13 protein-coding genes, 1 other RNA gene and 1 pseudogene are annotated in these 14,801 nt (G+C 51.2%); 8 read left to right on the top strand and 7 right to left on the bottom strand.

What is annotated here, in order from left to right; genetic code table 11:
- Nucleotides 1–3: 3 nt before the first annotated feature.
- The 3 genes from ubiH to ygfB are packed head-to-tail and all read right to left on the bottom strand — an operon-like array spanning nucleotide 4 to nucleotide 3,108.
- Nucleotides 4–1,182: a 2-octaprenyl-6-methoxyphenyl hydroxylase gene (gene ubiH / locus C1192_RS21085; protein ID WP_016262508.1), complete on the bottom strand. Its 1,179-nt coding sequence runs from the start codon at nucleotides 1,180–1,182 to the stop codon at nucleotides 4–6.
- Complete coding sequence (gene pepP, locus C1192_RS21080) at nucleotides 1,179–2,504, bottom strand: Xaa-Pro aminopeptidase (RefSeq protein WP_038355439.1); 1,326 nt, start codon at nucleotides 2,502–2,504, stop codon at nucleotides 1,179–1,181. The genes ubiH and pepP overlap by 4 nt, the downstream gene beginning before the upstream one ends.
- Before the next feature lie 25 nt (nucleotides 2,505–2,529).
- Complete coding sequence (gene ygfB / locus C1192_RS21075; protein ID WP_001517036.1) at nucleotides 2,530–3,108, bottom strand: UPF0149 family protein YgfB; 579 nt, start codon at nucleotides 3,106–3,108, stop codon at nucleotides 2,530–2,532.
- A 167-nt stretch (nucleotides 3,109–3,275) separates the two neighbouring features.
- On the opposite strand from ygfB, the gene zapA reads away from it, so the two are divergent.
- The 3 genes from zapA (at nucleotide 3,276) to C1192_RS21055 (ending at nucleotide 4,453) form a co-directional block, all read left to right on the top strand.
- Nucleotides 3,276–3,605 carry a cell division protein ZapA gene (gene zapA / locus C1192_RS21065; protein ID WP_001276008.1) on the top strand — a complete coding sequence of 110 codons (330 nt, stop codon included), beginning with the start codon at nucleotides 3,276–3,278 and terminating at the stop codon, nucleotides 3,603–3,605.
- Between the two features lie 41 nt (nucleotides 3,606–3,646).
- Nucleotides 3,647–3,830: non-coding RNA, 6S RNA (gene ssrS, locus C1192_RS21060), on the top strand.
- 20 nt (nucleotides 3,831–3,850) lie between these two features.
- On the top strand, nucleotides 3,851–4,453 hold the full coding sequence (locus C1192_RS21055) for a 5-formyltetrahydrofolate cyclo-ligase (protein WP_038355440.1): 603 nt from the start codon (nucleotides 3,851–3,853) through the stop codon (nucleotides 4,451–4,453).
- Nucleotides 4,454–4,534: 81 nt separating this feature from the next.
- Here the strand turns inward: C1192_RS21055 and C1192_RS26115 are convergent, their stop codons facing one another.
- The 3 genes from C1192_RS26115 to rpiA form a co-directional block, all read right to left on the bottom strand.
- Nucleotides 4,535–4,579 (bottom strand): hypothetical protein, encoded by a 45-nt coding sequence (locus tag C1192_RS26115; RefSeq protein ID WP_370567170.1) that lies wholly within the window; start codon nucleotides 4,577–4,579, stop codon nucleotides 4,535–4,537.
- A 255-nt stretch (nucleotides 4,580–4,834) separates the two neighbouring features.
- A complete protein-coding gene (gene serA / locus C1192_RS21050; RefSeq protein ID WP_038355441.1) occupies nucleotides 4,835–6,067 on the bottom strand; it encodes a phosphoglycerate dehydrogenase in 1,233 nt (410 codons plus the stop codon).
- A gap of 258 nt (nucleotides 6,068–6,325) precedes the next feature.
- On the bottom strand, nucleotides 6,326–6,985 hold the full coding sequence (gene rpiA, locus C1192_RS21045; RefSeq protein ID WP_016249170.1) for a ribose-5-phosphate isomerase RpiA: 660 nt from the start codon (nucleotides 6,983–6,985) through the stop codon (nucleotides 6,326–6,328).
- A 375-nt stretch (nucleotides 6,986–7,360) separates the two neighbouring features.
- Here rpiA and argP point away from each other — a divergent pair, with 375 nt between their 5' ends.
- The 5 genes from argP to scpC all read left to right on the top strand — a co-directional run bounded on the left by argP (nucleotide 7,361) and on the right by scpC (nucleotide 13,889).
- Nucleotides 7,361–8,254 (top strand): DNA-binding transcriptional regulator ArgP, encoded by an 894-nt coding sequence (gene argP, locus C1192_RS21040; RefSeq protein ID WP_000828349.1) that lies wholly within the window; start codon nucleotides 7,361–7,363, stop codon nucleotides 8,252–8,254.
- A 202-nt stretch (nucleotides 8,255–8,456) separates the two neighbouring features.
- On the top strand, nucleotides 8,457–10,601 hold the full coding sequence (gene scpA, locus C1192_RS21035; protein ID WP_038355443.1) for a methylmalonyl-CoA mutase: 2,145 nt from the start codon (nucleotides 8,457–8,459) through the stop codon (nucleotides 10,599–10,601).
- Nucleotides 10,594–11,589 carry a methylmalonyl Co-A mutase-associated GTPase MeaB gene (gene meaB, locus C1192_RS21030; protein WP_038355444.1) on the top strand — a complete coding sequence of 332 codons (996 nt, stop codon included), beginning with the start codon at nucleotides 10,594–10,596 and terminating at the stop codon, nucleotides 11,587–11,589. Before scpA ends, meaB begins: the two co-directional genes overlap by 8 nt.
- 10 nt (nucleotides 11,590–11,599) lie before the next feature.
- Complete coding sequence (gene scpB, locus C1192_RS21025) at nucleotides 11,600–12,385, top strand: methylmalonyl-CoA decarboxylase (RefSeq protein ID WP_000122073.1); 786 nt, start codon at nucleotides 11,600–11,602, stop codon at nucleotides 12,383–12,385.
- A gap of 25 nt (nucleotides 12,386–12,410) precedes the next feature.
- Complete coding sequence (gene scpC, locus C1192_RS21020; RefSeq protein ID WP_038355445.1) at nucleotides 12,411–13,889, top strand: propionyl-CoA:succinate CoA transferase; 1,479 nt, start codon at nucleotides 12,411–12,413, stop codon at nucleotides 13,887–13,889.
- Here the strand turns inward: scpC and srsR are convergent.
- Nucleotides 13,886–14,777, bottom strand: a pseudogene (srsR, locus tag C1192_RS21015) (LysR family transcriptional regulator SrsR). The gene scpC and the pseudogene srsR overlap by 4 nt on opposite strands.
- Nucleotides 14,778–14,801: the final 24 nt, after the last annotated feature.

Here is a 14,801-nt window from a genome sequence, read left to right as displayed (position 1 = left end):
CCTTCAACGCGCCACCCAACCGAGGGTGCGCTGCGTCAGCACATCGCGTGCCGGAGTGAATAATTCCATCGCCATCAGCCCGAGGTTGCGCCCGACAACCAGCGGCACCCAACGGTTGGCAAAAAGATGCACCAGACTGTCCGTAACGCCGATAGTCGCTTCGCGATCGCTCTGCCGACGCTGCTGGTAGCGGCACAATACGCCGTAATCACCAATGTCTTCACCACGTTCTTGCGCCTGAGTCAGGGTTTCTGCAAGGCTCATAACATCACGCATACCGAGGTTAAATCCTTGTCCGGCAATCGGATGCAGGGTTTGCGCTGCATTACCCACCAGCACGGTGCGATGGGTAATGGGTTTAGCGGCGCGGGTTAACGCCAGCGGATAAGCACTGCGTTTACCGGCGTGGGTAATTTGCCCCAGACGCCAGCCAAAAGCGGACTGGAGTTCACGGCAAAACGTCTCGTCGCTCCACGCCATGACCTCATCGCCCCGTTCCAGCGGGTGACACCAGACCAGCGAACAACGTCCGCCAGACATCGGCAACATCGCCAGCGGGCCATATTGCGTAAAGCGCTCAAAAGCACGGCCTTCATGCGCAACAGAGGTAGCAACATTAGCAATCACTGCCAGTTGTTCGTAAGGCTCTTGCTGCCAGTCAACGCCGCAGGTGGTCGCTAATGCTGAATGCGTACCATCAGCCGCAACCAGCACACGCCCCGTCAGCGTCTCGCCACTCTCCAGCGTTACGGCAACGTTATCCTGAGTACGAGAAACGTTAGCAACGCGATCCGGACAGTGCAGCGTCACGCCAGGCGCTTTGCGCAACAATGTAAACAGCCGTTGCCCGACATTGTGCAACTCAACAACCTGCCCCAGTGCCGCCAGTTGATAATCTTCTGCGGCGAGGGTGACGAATCCAGCATGACCGCAATCGCTGACATGAACAGTGGTGATGGCAGTTGCGCAATCAGCCAGAGATTGCCAGACGCCGATGCGCGCCAGTTGCTGGCAGGTGCCCGCCGCCAGCGCAATAGCTCGGCCATCAAAGCCAGGATGAACATGTGATTCCGGTGCAGTCGCTTCAATCAGATGTACCGGCAGCGCCCCGTGACTTAACCGGGAAATAGCCAGCGCCAGCGTCGCGCCAGCCATGCCGCCACCGACGATGATTACGCTCATTGCTTTCTCGCGGCCGCCATCAATGCTTCGATTTCTTCCGGCTTTTTCACCACGCTGGCGGTGAGGTTTTCGTTACCGGTTTCAGTAATCACAATATCGTCTTCAATACGAATGCCGATACCGCGATATTGTTCCGGCACATCTGCATCCGGCGCGATATACAACCCCGGCTCTACGGTCAAAGCCATACCCGGTTCAAGAATGCGCGAGCGATCCTGACCATAAACACCCACATCATGAACATCCAGACCTAACCAGTGGCTAAGGCCATGCATAAAGAAAGGACGATGGGCATTTTGGGCGATCAGTTCATCGACGTCACCTTTCAGGATCCCCAGTTTTACCAGGCCGCTAATCATGATACGCACCACTTCACCCGTGACTTCCTGAATGGAGGTTCCCGGACGATACAGGCGCAAACTGGTTTCAAGAGACTCCAGCACAATGTCGTAGATTTCACGCTGTGCCTGAGTGAATTTGCCATTGACCGGGAAGGTGCGGGTAATATCGCCAGCGTAACCTTTATATTCACACCCCGCGTCAATCAACACCAGATCGCCGTCGCGCAGTTCACACTCGTTTTCGGTGTAATGCAAAATGCAGCCATTTTCACCGCTGCCGACAATGGTGTTGTAGGAAGGATAACGTGCGCCGTGGCGGTTAAATTCGTGGTGAATTTCGCCTTCCAGATGGTACTCAAACATTCCTGGACGGCATTTTTCCATCGCCCGAGTGTGCGCCAGTGCGGTGATTTCACCAGCGCGGCGAAGTACGGCAATCTCTTCTGGCGATTTGAACAGGCGCATTTCATGAACAACAGGGCGCCAGTCGATCATCGTTGCCGGAGCGGTGAGATTTTGCCGCGAGCCTTTACGCAGTTTTTCCAGTGCACTGTTCACTATTTCATCAGCATACGCATGTTCGCCCTGGGCATGGTAAACCACATCCAGACCGTTAAGTAGTTGATAAAGTTGCTGATTGATTTCGCTGAACGCCAGTGCGCGGTCAACGCCTAGTTTTTCCGGTGCGGCATCTTGCCCCAGGCGACGGCCAAACCAGATCTCTGCCGTCAGGTCGCGAACGCGGTTAAACAGAACGCTGTGGTTATGAGTGTCATCGCTTTTAATCAGCACCAGCACTGCTTCTGGCTCATTAAAGCCAGTGAAGTACCAGAAGTCGCTGTTTTGACGATAGGGATATTCGCTGTCGGCGCTACGGGTCACTTCTGGCGCTGCGAAAATCAGCGCGGCGCTGGCAGGTTGCATTTGCGCCAGTAAAGCCTGGCGGCGGCGCTGAAATTCTTGCTGAGATATCTCACTCATAACACTCTCCTTACGTTTTTTGTTTTTAGTGTAGAGTCGGCTTTTGTACTTCTGGCGCGGTCGGTTGCGGATGGGTAAAGGTGTCGTGACATAACAGCGCAGCAACACGAACGTATTCAATGATCTCTTCGAGGGACATTTCCAGCTCTTCCTGATCTTCGTCTTCGTCGTAGCCCAGTTGTGCAATGTTACGCAAATCGTCAATAGCTTCACCGGTTTCACCGGTCACTTTGTCGAGCTTCGGTTGTGTGACGCCAAGACCAAGCAGGAAGTGATTTACCCAGCCTGCCAGTGCATCAGCGCGATCGAAAACGCTGACATCATCGCCATCAGGCAGATAAAGCTGAAAAAGGAAGCCGTCATCTTGCAGGGCATCGCTGGTAGCAGAGTGCATTTTACGCAATGCCTGTGCCAGCTCATGACCGAAAGCCATGCCTTCGTTCGTCAGGTCATGAAGCAGCGGCAGCCATGAGCTGTCATCATTGCCACCGCAAAGCATCCCGCTGATTAAACCATGCATTTCAGCAGGGGTCAGACCTGTCCCTTGTTGGTTCAGATACTGGTTCATCTCGTTGTAACCAGGCATTTCGTTCTGTATAGACATAAGCATTCGACATCAAAGGGAGGAAGATTCATGATATGCTATCACTTTGGACCCTGGTGAACCAGAAAAGGGCTTGTCTCATTGCACCAGGGTAGCTATAGTTTCGCCCCTTCGCAGACCAAAGGTCTGAAGGCGAAGGCAGCGCAGTCAATCAGCAGGAAGGTGGCATGTCTGCACAACCCGTCGATATCCAAATTTTTGGCCGTTCACTGCGTGTGAACTGCCCGCCTGACCAAAGGGATGCGTTGAATCAGGCTGCGGACGATCTGAACCAACGGTTGCAAGATCTGAAAGAACGCACTAGAGTCACAAATACAGAACAGTTGGTTTTCATTGCTGCATTGAACATCAGCTATGAGTTAGCGCAAGAAAAAGCGAAGACTCGTGACTACGCGGCAAGTATGGAACAGCGTATTCGGATGCTGCAACAGACCATAGAACAAGCGTTACTTGAACAAGGTCGCATCACCGAAAAAACGAACCAAAACTTTGAATGACACTTTTCGGTTTACTGTGGTAGAGTAAACGTGAAGACAAAATTTCTCTGAGATGTTCGCAAGCGGGCCAGTCCCCTGAGCCGATATTTCATACCACAAGAATGTGGCGCTCCGTGGTTGGTGAGCATGCTCGGTTCGTCCGAGAAGCCTTAAAACTGCGACGACACATTCACCTTGAACCAAGGGTTCAAGGGTTACAGCCTGCGGCGGCATCTCGGAGATTCCCTTCTTATCTGGCACCAGCCATGACACAACTACCAGAACTTCCACTTACATTATCCCGACAAGAAATCCGTAAAATGATTCGGCATCGCCGTCGTGCCTTAACGCCGGAGCAACAACGCGAAATGGGTCAGCAGGCCGCAACCCGGATGATGAACTACTCCCCTGTTGTAATGGCGCATACGGTTGCCGTTTTTCTCTCATTTGATGGCGAACTCGACACCCAACCGCTCATAGAACAGCTCTGGCGTGCCGGTAAGCGCGTATATCTTCCAGTTTTGCATCCCTTTAGTGTCGGTAACTTACTGTTCCTGAATTACCATCCGCAAAGTGAACTGGTGGTGAACAGATTAAAAATCCACGAGCCGAAACTGGACGTGCGCGATGTACTTCCCCTTTCCCAATTAGATGTCCTCATAACGCCGCTGGTAGCCTTTGATAAGTACGGTCAACGCCTGGGAATGGGGGGCGGTTTTTATGATCGGACATTGCAAAACTGGCAGCACTATAAAATGCAGCCAGTTGGTTATGCACATGATTGTCAGTTAGTAGAAAAACTTCCTGTCGAAGAGTGGGATATTCCGCTACCTGCGGTGGTTACACCGTCGAAAGTCTGGGAGTGGTGAGGACGACACACCTGCATCGCCCTGATTGACATCGTTTATTCTTTGACCTAATTTAGTGAGTAAGGGTCCTGAGACTGACTGTTAATAAGCTGGCAAATTTATCAGTAACAGTACAATCAGTATGATGACAAGTCACATCATACCCCTTCTCCTTTAAGCCCTCGCTTCGGTGAGGGCTTTACCGTTACAGCGCCATGCTGCACCGCCATCGTAAATCTTCTTCGAGTAAACACAACGTATTGATCTGGCTTTGATTTCTTTCTTCGAGCAGGCTCACAAAGGCGATTGCACAACCCTGCAAATGTGGTGAGAAGCATGGGGAAAAGGGACAAAAAAACGGGCAAGTCAGCGACCTGCCCGTTGTTTGTCAGAGAAGGGGAATCAGTACAGCAAACGGGCGCGAATGGTGCCAGGAATAGCTTTCATGGCCTGCAATGCTTTTTCGGCAACGTCTTCATCGGCTTCAATATCAATAACTACGTAGCCCATCTGAGCAGACGTTTGCAGATACTGCGCGGCGATGTTAACGCCCTGCTCGGCAAATATTTTGTTCAGCGCAGTCAGCACGCCCGGACGGTTTTCATGGATGTGCATCAAACGACGACCACCGTGCAACGGCAGCGATACTTCCGGGAAGTTCACCGCAGAAAGCGTGGAGCCATTGTCAGAGTACTTGATCAATTTTCCTGCAACTTCCAGGCCGATATTCTCCTGCGCTTCCTGAGTCGAACCGCCAATGTGTGGCGTCAGCAGGACGTTGTCGAATTCGCACAGCGGAGAGGTAAACGGATCTCTGTTGGTCGCCGGTTCCGTCGGGAATACGTCAATTGCCGCACCAGCAAGGTGTTTGCTCGCCAGCGCGTCACACAGTGCCGGAATATCGACTACAGTACCGCGCGAGGCGTTAATCAGTAGCGAACCGGGCTTCATCAGCGCAATCTCTTTCGCGCCCATCATATTTTTGGTGGACGGATTTTCTGGCACATGCAGACTTACCACGTCGCTCATATTCAGCAGGTCGGAAAGATGTTGCACTTGAGTCGCGTTGCCCAGTGGCAGTTTGTTTTCAATATCATAGAAGTAAACATACATCCCCAGCGACTCCGCGAGAATGCCAAGCTGCGTACCAATATGACCATAGCCAATGATACCCAGCTTTTTGCCGCGAGCTTCAAAAGAACCCGCCGCCAGTTTGTTCCACACGCCACGGTGCGCTTTAGCGTTGGCCTCCGGCACTCCGCGCAATAGCAGCAAAAGTTCGCCAATCACCAGCTCAGCAACGGAACGCGTATTCGAAAACGGTGCGTTAAATACCGGGATCCCACGTTTTGCCGCAGCATTTAAATCAACCTGGTTTGTGCCTATGCAGAAACAACCAATAGCGACCAGCTTTTCTGCGGCATTGATCACGTCTTCTGTCAGATGGGTACGGGATCGCAGGCCGATGAAGTGGGCATCGCGGATGGATTCTTTTAATTGTTCATCATCCAGCGCGCCTTTGTGAAATTCGATGTTGGTGTAACCCGCCGCGCGAAGGCTTTCCAGCGCCTTTTGGTGCACGCCTTCTACCAGCAGAAACTTAATCTTGTCTTTCTCCAGCGATACCTTTGCCATTTACCCAATCCTGTCTTTGAAATGTTGTGTGTGGATTTACATCCGCCTTTCAACATATCAAAAAATAATATTGCGGCAATATGAACGTTTGCGTCGCGATGTTGAGGAAATATCACACAAGGTTGATTAACAGAAGAAAATGCTGGAGATAAGACTTTGTTTAGAGCGTTAGGTAACAGAGGGTTAAAAACGTGACAGATGTCACCAAATTTAACAATGAAAAAAATTTTTAACGGGGGAGAGAACTCCCCCGTCAGATCATTTCACAATGGTTTTGACGCCGTCAGGTGTGCCAATCAGCGCGACATCCGCACCACGGTTGGCAAACAGACCAACAGTAACCACGCCAGGGATAGCGTTAATTGCGTTTTCCATCGCCACCGGGTCAAGAATTTCCATGCCGTGAACGTCGAGGATCACGTTGCCGTTATCAGTCACCACGCCCTGACGGTATTCCGGACGGCCGCCTAATTTCACCAACTGACGAGCTACTGCACTACGCGCCATCGGGATAACTTCTACCGGCAGTGGGAATTTACCCAGAATATCGACCTGCTTGGAAGCATCTGCAATACAGATAAACTTCTTCGCGACTGAAGCGATGATTTTTTCACGGGTCAGCGCCGCGCCGCCACCTTTGATCATCTGCATATGGCCGTTGATTTCATCTGCTCCGTCGACGTAAATTCCAAGGCTGTCCACTTCATTGAGGTCAAAAACGTGAATGCCAAGGCTTTTCAGTTTTTCAGTGGATGCATCGGAGCTGGAAACTGCCCCTTCAATCTGACCTTTCATCGTGCCGAGTGCATCAATAAAGTGTGCGGCGGTGGAACCTGTACCTACACCAACAATGGTCCCGGGCTGAACATACTGAAGTGCCGCCCATCCTACTGCTTTTTTCAATTCATCCTGCGTCATGATCGTTTCGCCTGTGGTATGAAATTTCACACGCATTATATACAAAAAACGCGGTTCAGACCCCGTCAGCAAGTCGTGCGACTAACTCATCCATGAATAACAGGCAATAGGGGGAATTCTCTTTCGTCCCTGCAAGCCTGGATATCAGCAGGCATCGGGTGACCCCTTTTATCAACCAGCGTGCATATCTGAAGCTGCACCGATAAAAGTGAAGCTCTACAGAACTTTTCCCGGGTCTCCACAAAGACAAAAAGACACGGTAACGCCACCCAAAATTTCCATTATAGCTACTTTTTCATACGCTAAATGCTCTGTACCCAAAGCAAAATTATGTCATAGTTCGGCATAAGAAAATTTGAGGAGTAGGTTAAAGCAATGAAACGCCCGGACTACAGGACATTACAGGCACTGGATGCGGTGATACGTGAACGAGGATTTGAGCGTGCGGCACAGAAATTGTGCATTACGCAATCAGCCGTCTCACAGCGCATTAAGCAGCTAGAAAATATGTTCGGGCAGCCGTTACTGGTGCGCACTGTCCCGCCGCGGCCTACTGAGCAAGGGCAAAAACTGCTGGCACTGCTTCGCCAGGTTGAGTTGCTGGAAGAGGAGTGGCTGGGCGATGAACAAACCGGTTCAACCCCGCTACTGCTTTCGCTTGCAGTCAACGCCGACAGTCTGGCAACCTGGCTGCTTCCGGCGCTCGCTCCTGTGCTGGCTGACTCGCCTATCCGTCTGAATTTACAGGTGGAAGATGAAACCCGTACCCAGGAGCGCCTGCGTCGTGGCGAAGTGGTCGGCGCGGTGAGTATTCAACATCAGGCGCTACCAAGCTGTCTTGTCGATAAACTTGGCGCGCTTGACTATCTGTTCGTCAGCTCCAAACCGTTTGCTGAGAAATACTTCCCCAACGGAGTAAGCCGCTCCGCGCTGCTCAAGGCACCGGTGGTGGCGTTTGACCATCTTGACGATATGCACCAGGCATTTTTGCAGCAAAACTTCGATCTGCCGCCAGGTAGCGTACCGTGCCATATCGTTAACTCGTCAGAAGCCTTCGTTCAACTCGCTCGCCAGGGAACAACCTGCTGTATGATCCCACACCTACAAATTGAGAAAGAACTGGCTAGCGGCGAGTTGATAGACCTGACACCGGGGCTGTTTCAACGGCGAATGCTCTACTGGCATCGCTTTGCCCCAGAAAGCCGCATGATGCGTAAAGTCACTGATGCTTTGCTCGACTATGGTCACAAAGTACTTCGTCAGGATTAATCAATCACTTAATGCCTGATAGCACATATCAGGCATTTTCCTTCTTTCTTTTTACCTTCTTTGAACAACGTCACAAAAGAGACAAATCTCACACGGCAAAAAACGACGCCTCAATGCATTTTTTTTGCTGGCGACAAACCCGTTTAAAAAGCTCACCGTAAGCGCAAATCCCCTATTTTTATTGCGCTTTATGGAGCAAATAATGTCAAACGTGCAGGAGTGGCAACAGCTTGCCAACAAGGAGTTGAGCCGTCGGGAAAAAACCGTCGACTCACTGGTACGGCAAACGGCGGAAGGGATCGCCATCAAGCCGCTGTATACCGAAGTCGATCTCAACAATCTGGAAGTGACAGGCACCCTTCCTGGCTTGCGGCCCTACGTTCGTGGCCCCCGCGCCACCATGTACACAGCCCAGCCATGGACCATCCGCCAATATGCCGGTTTCTCAACGGCCAAAGAGTCTAACGCCTTTTATCGCCGTAACCTCGCGGCCGGGCAAAAAGGTCTTTCCGTTGCCTTTGACCTCGCCACCCACCGCGGTTACGACTCCGACAATCCGCGTGTTGCTGGCGATGTCGGAAAAGCGGGCGTTGCTATAGACACCGTAGAAGATATGAAGGTGCTGTTCGACCAAATTCCACTGGATAAAATGTCGGTGTCAATGACCATGAACGGCGCAGTCCTGCCAGTACTGGCGTTTTATATCGTGGCCGCTGAAGAGCAAGGAGTTCCCCCCGATAAACTTACTGGCACCATCCAGAACGACATCCTGAAAGAGTACCTCTGCCGCAATACCTATATTTACCCGCCGAAACCGTCTATGCGCATTATCGCTGATATCATCGCCTGGTGTTCCGGCAATATGCCGCGCTTTAATACCATCAGTATTAGCGGCTACCACATGGGCGAAGCGGGTGCAAATTGCGTGCAGCAGGTGGCATTCACCCTGGCTGATGGGATTGAATACATCAAAGCTGCACTCTCTGCTGGTCTGAAAATTGACGACTTTGCCCCACGTCTGTCGTTCTTCTTCGGTATTGGCATGGATCTGTTTATGAACATCGCCATGCTGCGTGCTGCACGTTATCTCTGGAGCGAAGCGGTAAGCGGATTTGGAGCCAAAGATCCAAAATCACTGGCGCTGCGTACCCACTGTCAAACCTCCGGCTGGAGTCTCACCGAGCAAGATCCCTATAACAACGTTATCCGCACCACCATTGAGGCACTGGCCGCGACTCTGGGCGGTACTCAGTCGCTGCATACCAACGCTTTTGATGAAGCTCTTGGTCTGCCAACCGATTTCTCGGCACGTATTGCCCGCAACACTCAGATCATTATTCAGGAAGAGTCAGAACTCTGCCGCACCGTCGATCCGCTAGCCGGTTCTTATTACGTTGAGTCACTAACTGATCAGATCGTGAAACAGGCCAGAGCCATCATTGATCAGATCGACGAAGCCGGTGGCATGGCGAAAGCGATCGAAGCGGGCTTGCCAAAACGAATGATCGAAGAAGCATCTGCGCATGAACAATCGCTGATCGACCAGGGCAAACGGGTGATAGTTGGCGTGAACAAGTACAAACGGGATCACGAAGACAAAACCGATGTACTGGAGATCGACAATGTGATGGTTCGTAACGAGCAAATTGCTTCGCTGGAACGCATTCGTGCCACCCGTGATGATGCAGCCGTAACCGCCGCGCTGAACGCCCTGACTAACGCTGCGCTGCAAAACGAAAACCTGCTGGCTGCCGCTGTTAATGCAGCACGCGTTCGCGCGACATTGGGTGAGATTTCCGATGCACTGGAGGCCGCTTTTGACCGTTATCTGGTGCCGAGTCAGTGTGTTACCGGCGTGATTGCGCAAAGTTATCACCAGTCGGAAAAATCAGCCTGCGAATTTGATGCCATTGTTGCGCAAACGGAGCTGTTCCTCGCCAACAATGGTCGTCGCCCACGTATTCTGATCGCAAAAATGGGTCAGGATGGGCACGATCGCGGAGCGAAAGTCATTGCCAGCGCCTATTCCGATCTGGGTTTTGACGTTGATCTCAGCCCGATGTTCTCGACGCCAGAAGAGATCTCCAGACTGGCGGTAGAAAACGACGTTCATGTGGTGGGCGCATCCTCTCTCGCGGCTGGACACAAGACGCTGATCCCGGAACTGGTCGAAGCCCTTAAAAAATGGGGGCGCGAAGATATCTGTGTAGTCGCTGGCGGCGTTATTCCACCGCAAGATTATGCCTTCCTGCAAGAGCGTGGCGTGGCGGCGATTTATGGCCCTGGTACTCCCATGCTCGACAGTGTACGTGATGTGCTGAACCGAATTAGCCAGCATCATGATTAACGAAACCACACTAGCAGACAACATTCGCCGCTTACGTGAGGGTGAACGAGCCACACTTGCCCAAGCCATGACGCTGGTAGAAAGCCGCCATCCGCGTCATCAGGCGCTAAGTAACCTGTTGCTCGATGCCATCATGCCATTCTGTGGAAATGCGCTGCGGCTGGGCGTTACCGGTACACCCGGCGCGGGGAAAAGTACCTTTCTTGAAGTCTTCGGCATGCAGCTAATTCGCCAGGGGTTGAAGGTCGCGGTGATTGCCGTTGATCCCAGCAGCCCGGTAACCGGTGGCAGCATCCTTGGTGACAAGACACGTATGACCGAACTGGCTCGTGCCGATGCGGCGTTTATTCGCCCGGTTCCGTCATCTGGTCATCTGGGCGGTGCCAGCCAACGAGCACGGGAGTTAATGCTGTTATGCGAAGCGGCGGGTTATGACGTGGTGATCGTTGAAACCGTCGGCGTCGGACAGTCGGAAACGGAAGTAGCCCGCATGGTCGACTGTTTTATCTCACTACAAATTGCCGGTGGTGGTGATGATCTCCAGGGCATTAAAAAGGGGCTAATGGAGGTGGCAGATCTGGTTGTCATCAACAAAGACGATGGCGATAACCACACGAATGTCGCCATTGCCCGCCATATGTACGAAAGCGCCCTACATATTCTGCGTCGCAAATATGAAGAATGGCAACCACGAGTCCTCACCTGTAGCGCACTGGAAAAATGCGGTATCGATGAGATTTGGCACGCGATTATCGATTTCAAAACCGCGCTTACCGCCAGCGGTCGTTTGCCCCTGATGCGGCAGCAACAATCGGTGGAATGGCTGCGTAAGCAAACCGAGGAAGAAGTGCTGCACCACCTGTTCGCTAATGAAGATTTCGATCGCTATTACCGCCTGACGCTATTTGCAGTCAAAAACAACACGCTTTCGCCGCGCACCGGCCTGCGGCAACTCAGTGAATTTATCCAGACTCAATATTTTGATTAAAGGAATTTTTATGTCTTACCAGTATGTTAATGTTGTCACCATCAACAAAGTTGCGGTAATTGAGTTTAACTATGGCCGCAAACTCAATGCATTAAGTAAAGTCTTTATTGATGACCTGCTCCAGGCATTAAGCGATCTCAACCGTCCGGAAATCCGTTGTATCATTCTGCGTGCCCCGAGTGGTTCCAAAGTGTTCTCCGCAGGTCACGATATTCATGAACTGCCATCAGGCGGCCGCGATCCACTCTCCTACGATGATCCGCTACGCCAAATCACCCGCATGATCCAAAAATGCCCCAAACCGGTAATTTCGATGGTTGAAGGGAGCGTCTGGGGAGGCGCATTTGAAATGATCATGAGTTCCGATCTGATCATCGCCGCCAGCACCTCCACCTTCTCAATGACGCCAGTTAACCTCGGCGTCCCATATAACCTGGTCGGCATTCACAACCTGACCCGTGACGCGGGTTTCCACATTGTCAAAGAGCTGATTTTTACCGCTTCGCCAATCACAGCCCAACGCGCGCTGGCTGTTGGCATTCTCAACCACGTTGTTGACATCAACGAACTGGAAGATTTCACCTTACAAATGGCTCACCACATTTCCGAAAAAGCACCGCTGGCGATTGCGGTAATCAAGGAAGAACTGCGCGTGTTGGGCGAAGCACACACCATGAATTCAGATGAGTTTGAACGTATTCAGGGGATGCGCCGGGAGGTTTATGACAGCGAGGATTATCAGGAAGGTATGAACGCCTTCCTAGAAAAACGTAAACCTAATTTCGTCGGTCATTAATGATCTGCGAACAAAGGAGTAAAGGATGAGTATGACCTGGGCAAGGATGACCGCCGATGAAGCGGCGGAAATTATCCGGCACAACGATATGGTGGCATTCAGCGGCTTTACCCCTGCGGGTTCACCTAAAGCCCTGCCTGCTGCTATTGCCCGTCGTGCCAATGAACAGCATGAGGCGAAAAAACCGTACCAAATTCGCCTGCTAACCGGAGCGTCAATTAGCGCCGCCGCCGATGATGTACTCTCTGAAGCTGACGCTGTTTCGTGGCGCGCTCCGTATCAAACATCATCTGGATTACGCAAAAAGATCAATCAGGGTGCGGTCAGTTTTGTTGATCTACATTTGAGCGAAGTAGCGCAAATGGTCAACTACGGCTTCTTCGGTGACATTGATGTTGCGGTAATTGAAGCTTCAGAGATCGCACCGGATGGACGTGTCTGGTTGACCAGTGGGATCGGTAACGCGCCGACCTGGTTACTGCAGGCAAAGAAAGTGATCATTGAACTCAATCACTATCACGATCCGCGCGTTGCGGAACTGGCAGATATTGTGATTCCAGGAGCACCACCGCGGCGCAATAGCGTTTCGATCTTCCATGCAATGGATCGCGTCGGTACTCGTTATGTGCACATTGATCCGAAAAAGATTGTTGCGGTCGTGGAAACCAACTTACCTGATGCAGGTAATATCCTGGATAAGCAAAATCCCATGTGCCAGCAAATCGCTGACAATGTAGTCACCTTTCTGTTACGTGAAATGGCACTGGGGCGTATTCCACCGGAGTTTTTGCCATTGCAAAGTGGGGTTGGCAACATCAATAATGCGGTAATGGCACGTTTCGGAGATAACCCGGATATTCCACCGTTTATGATGTATTCGGAAGTGCTACAGGAATCGGTGGTTCATCTTCTGGAAACCGGCAAAATCACCGGTGCCAGCGCCTCCAGTCTGACAATCTCTGCCGATTCACTGCGTAAGATTTACGACAATATGGACTACTTCTCCAGCCGCATTGTGTTACGTCCGCAGGAGATTTCCAATAACCCGGAAATTATCCGCCGCCTTGGTGTTATCGCTCTGAACGTGGGTCTGGAGTTTGATATTTACGGACATGCCAACTCAACGCATGTTGCCGGTGTTAATTTGATGAACGGTATCGGCGGCAGCGGCGATTTTGAACGCAATGCTTACCTGTCGATCTTTATGGCACCGTCGATCGCCAAAGAAGGCAAGATATCAACTATCGTGCCAATGTGTAGCCATGTCGATCACAGCGAACACAGCGTGAAAGTGATCATCACTGAACAAGGGATTGCCGACCTGCGCGGCCTCTCCCCACTTCAGCGCGCACGCGCTATCATCGATAACTGTGCCCATCCCATGTACCGTGACTATCTGCATCACTATCTGGAAAATGCACCTGGTGGGCATATTCACCACGATCTTAGCCACGTTTTCGATCTGCATCGTAACTTGATCGAAACTGGCTCGATGCTGAGTTAATTGCTCGTACCGTCACGATCTTCAGAAATTTGCTGTAGCATCGTGGCGGTATAGCGATGGTTTTTCAGTGAATAGAGGTATTCCTGCATATACATTGGCGTATGCGGCGCATCAAAATATTTCAGCGTTGCCGGGTTCACCAGCCGCCAGGCAAAATGTGGAATGACTGTCAGGAAATGTCCGCGCTCAACGGCGCTTATTTTGGCCATAAAACTGTAGGGACGATAAATGATTGTTGGATTAATCCCACAAGGACGCATGTTCGCATCAATCATCGCTTCATAGTTAGCGCGGTTCTGAAAGCGCATCTGTAACCACGGCAGCTCCTGTAATAACTCCTGCTCCTGGCGTTCTTCAAAACGGCGAGAAACGAGAAACCCCAGTCGCAGCGGCGAAAGTTCGCTGATAGTCAGGCTCTCCAACCCCTTTACACGCCCGGAGACATGCTGCGGAGAGATAATAAAATCAAACTGGTGGTGGAAGAGATTATCAATAACCCCATTTTCACTAAACTCAACCGGCTGGGCTGTCACCCCTTCATATTTATCACCAAGGCTGATTAGCTGATCAAAAATAATCGTCGGATAGGTATTATCTATACCAATTACAATTTCACGAGAACGACGCCCGGAATTATGAATTTCATTATCAATAGCAGAAATTCGTTGGTAAACCGGAAAAAGTTTTTGATAAAGTTCCTGTCCAGCTTTATTAAGACTAATATTGTTATCTTTACGGGTAAACAATGTATAACCAATTTGCTCCTCCAGCGCGGCAATACTTTTGCCGAACGGCGACGCCGTCATATGTATTTTTTCTGCTGCCCGGGCAATATTATTAGTTTGCGCTAATAAAATTGCGCATCTTTTTTGAAATAAAAATATCCATACCCTCTCCCCAAACATCACTGTC

The organism is Escherichia marmotae (genome assembly GCF_002900365.1).
Taxonomy (GTDB): Bacteria; Pseudomonadota; Gammaproteobacteria; order Enterobacterales; family Enterobacteriaceae; genus Escherichia; species Escherichia marmotae.
The sequence above is the reverse complement of the archived record's forward strand: the minus strand, read 5'-3'. Positions and strand labels throughout refer to the sequence as shown.

Coding starts and splice junctions, on each gene's coding strand:
- argP (WP_000828349.1), top strand. CDS start 7,361: ATGAAACGCCCGGACTACAGGACATTACAGGCACTGGATGCGGTGATA.
- zapA (WP_001276008.1), top strand. CDS start 3,276: ATGTCTGCACAACCCGTCGATATCCAAATTTTTGGCCGTTCACTGCGT.
- scpB (WP_000122073.1), top strand. CDS start 11,600: ATGTCTTACCAGTATGTTAATGTTGTCACCATCAACAAAGTTGCGGTA.
- ygfB (WP_001517036.1), bottom strand. CDS start 3,108: ATGTCTATACAGAACGAAATGCCTGGTTACAACGAGATGAACCAGTAT.
- C1192_RS21055 (WP_038355440.1), top strand. CDS start 3,851: ATGACACAACTACCAGAACTTCCACTTACATTATCCCGACAAGAAATC.
- meaB (WP_038355444.1), top strand. CDS start 10,594: ATGATTAACGAAACCACACTAGCAGACAACATTCGCCGCTTACGTGAG.
- pepP (WP_038355439.1), bottom strand. CDS start 2,504: ATGAGTGAGATATCTCAGCAAGAATTTCAGCGCCGCCGCCAGGCTTTA.
- scpC (WP_038355445.1), top strand. CDS start 12,411: ATGAGTATGACCTGGGCAAGGATGACCGCCGATGAAGCGGCGGAAATT.
- rpiA (WP_016249170.1), bottom strand. CDS start 6,985: ATGACGCAGGATGAATTGAAAAAAGCAGTAGGATGGGCGGCACTTCAG.
- scpA (WP_038355443.1), top strand. CDS start 8,457: ATGTCAAACGTGCAGGAGTGGCAACAGCTTGCCAACAAGGAGTTGAGC.
- serA (WP_038355441.1), bottom strand. CDS start 6,067: ATGGCAAAGGTATCGCTGGAGAAAGACAAGATTAAGTTTCTGCTGGTA.
- ubiH (WP_016262508.1), bottom strand. CDS start 1,182: ATGAGCGTAATCATCGTCGGTGGCGGCATGGCTGGCGCGACGCTGGCG.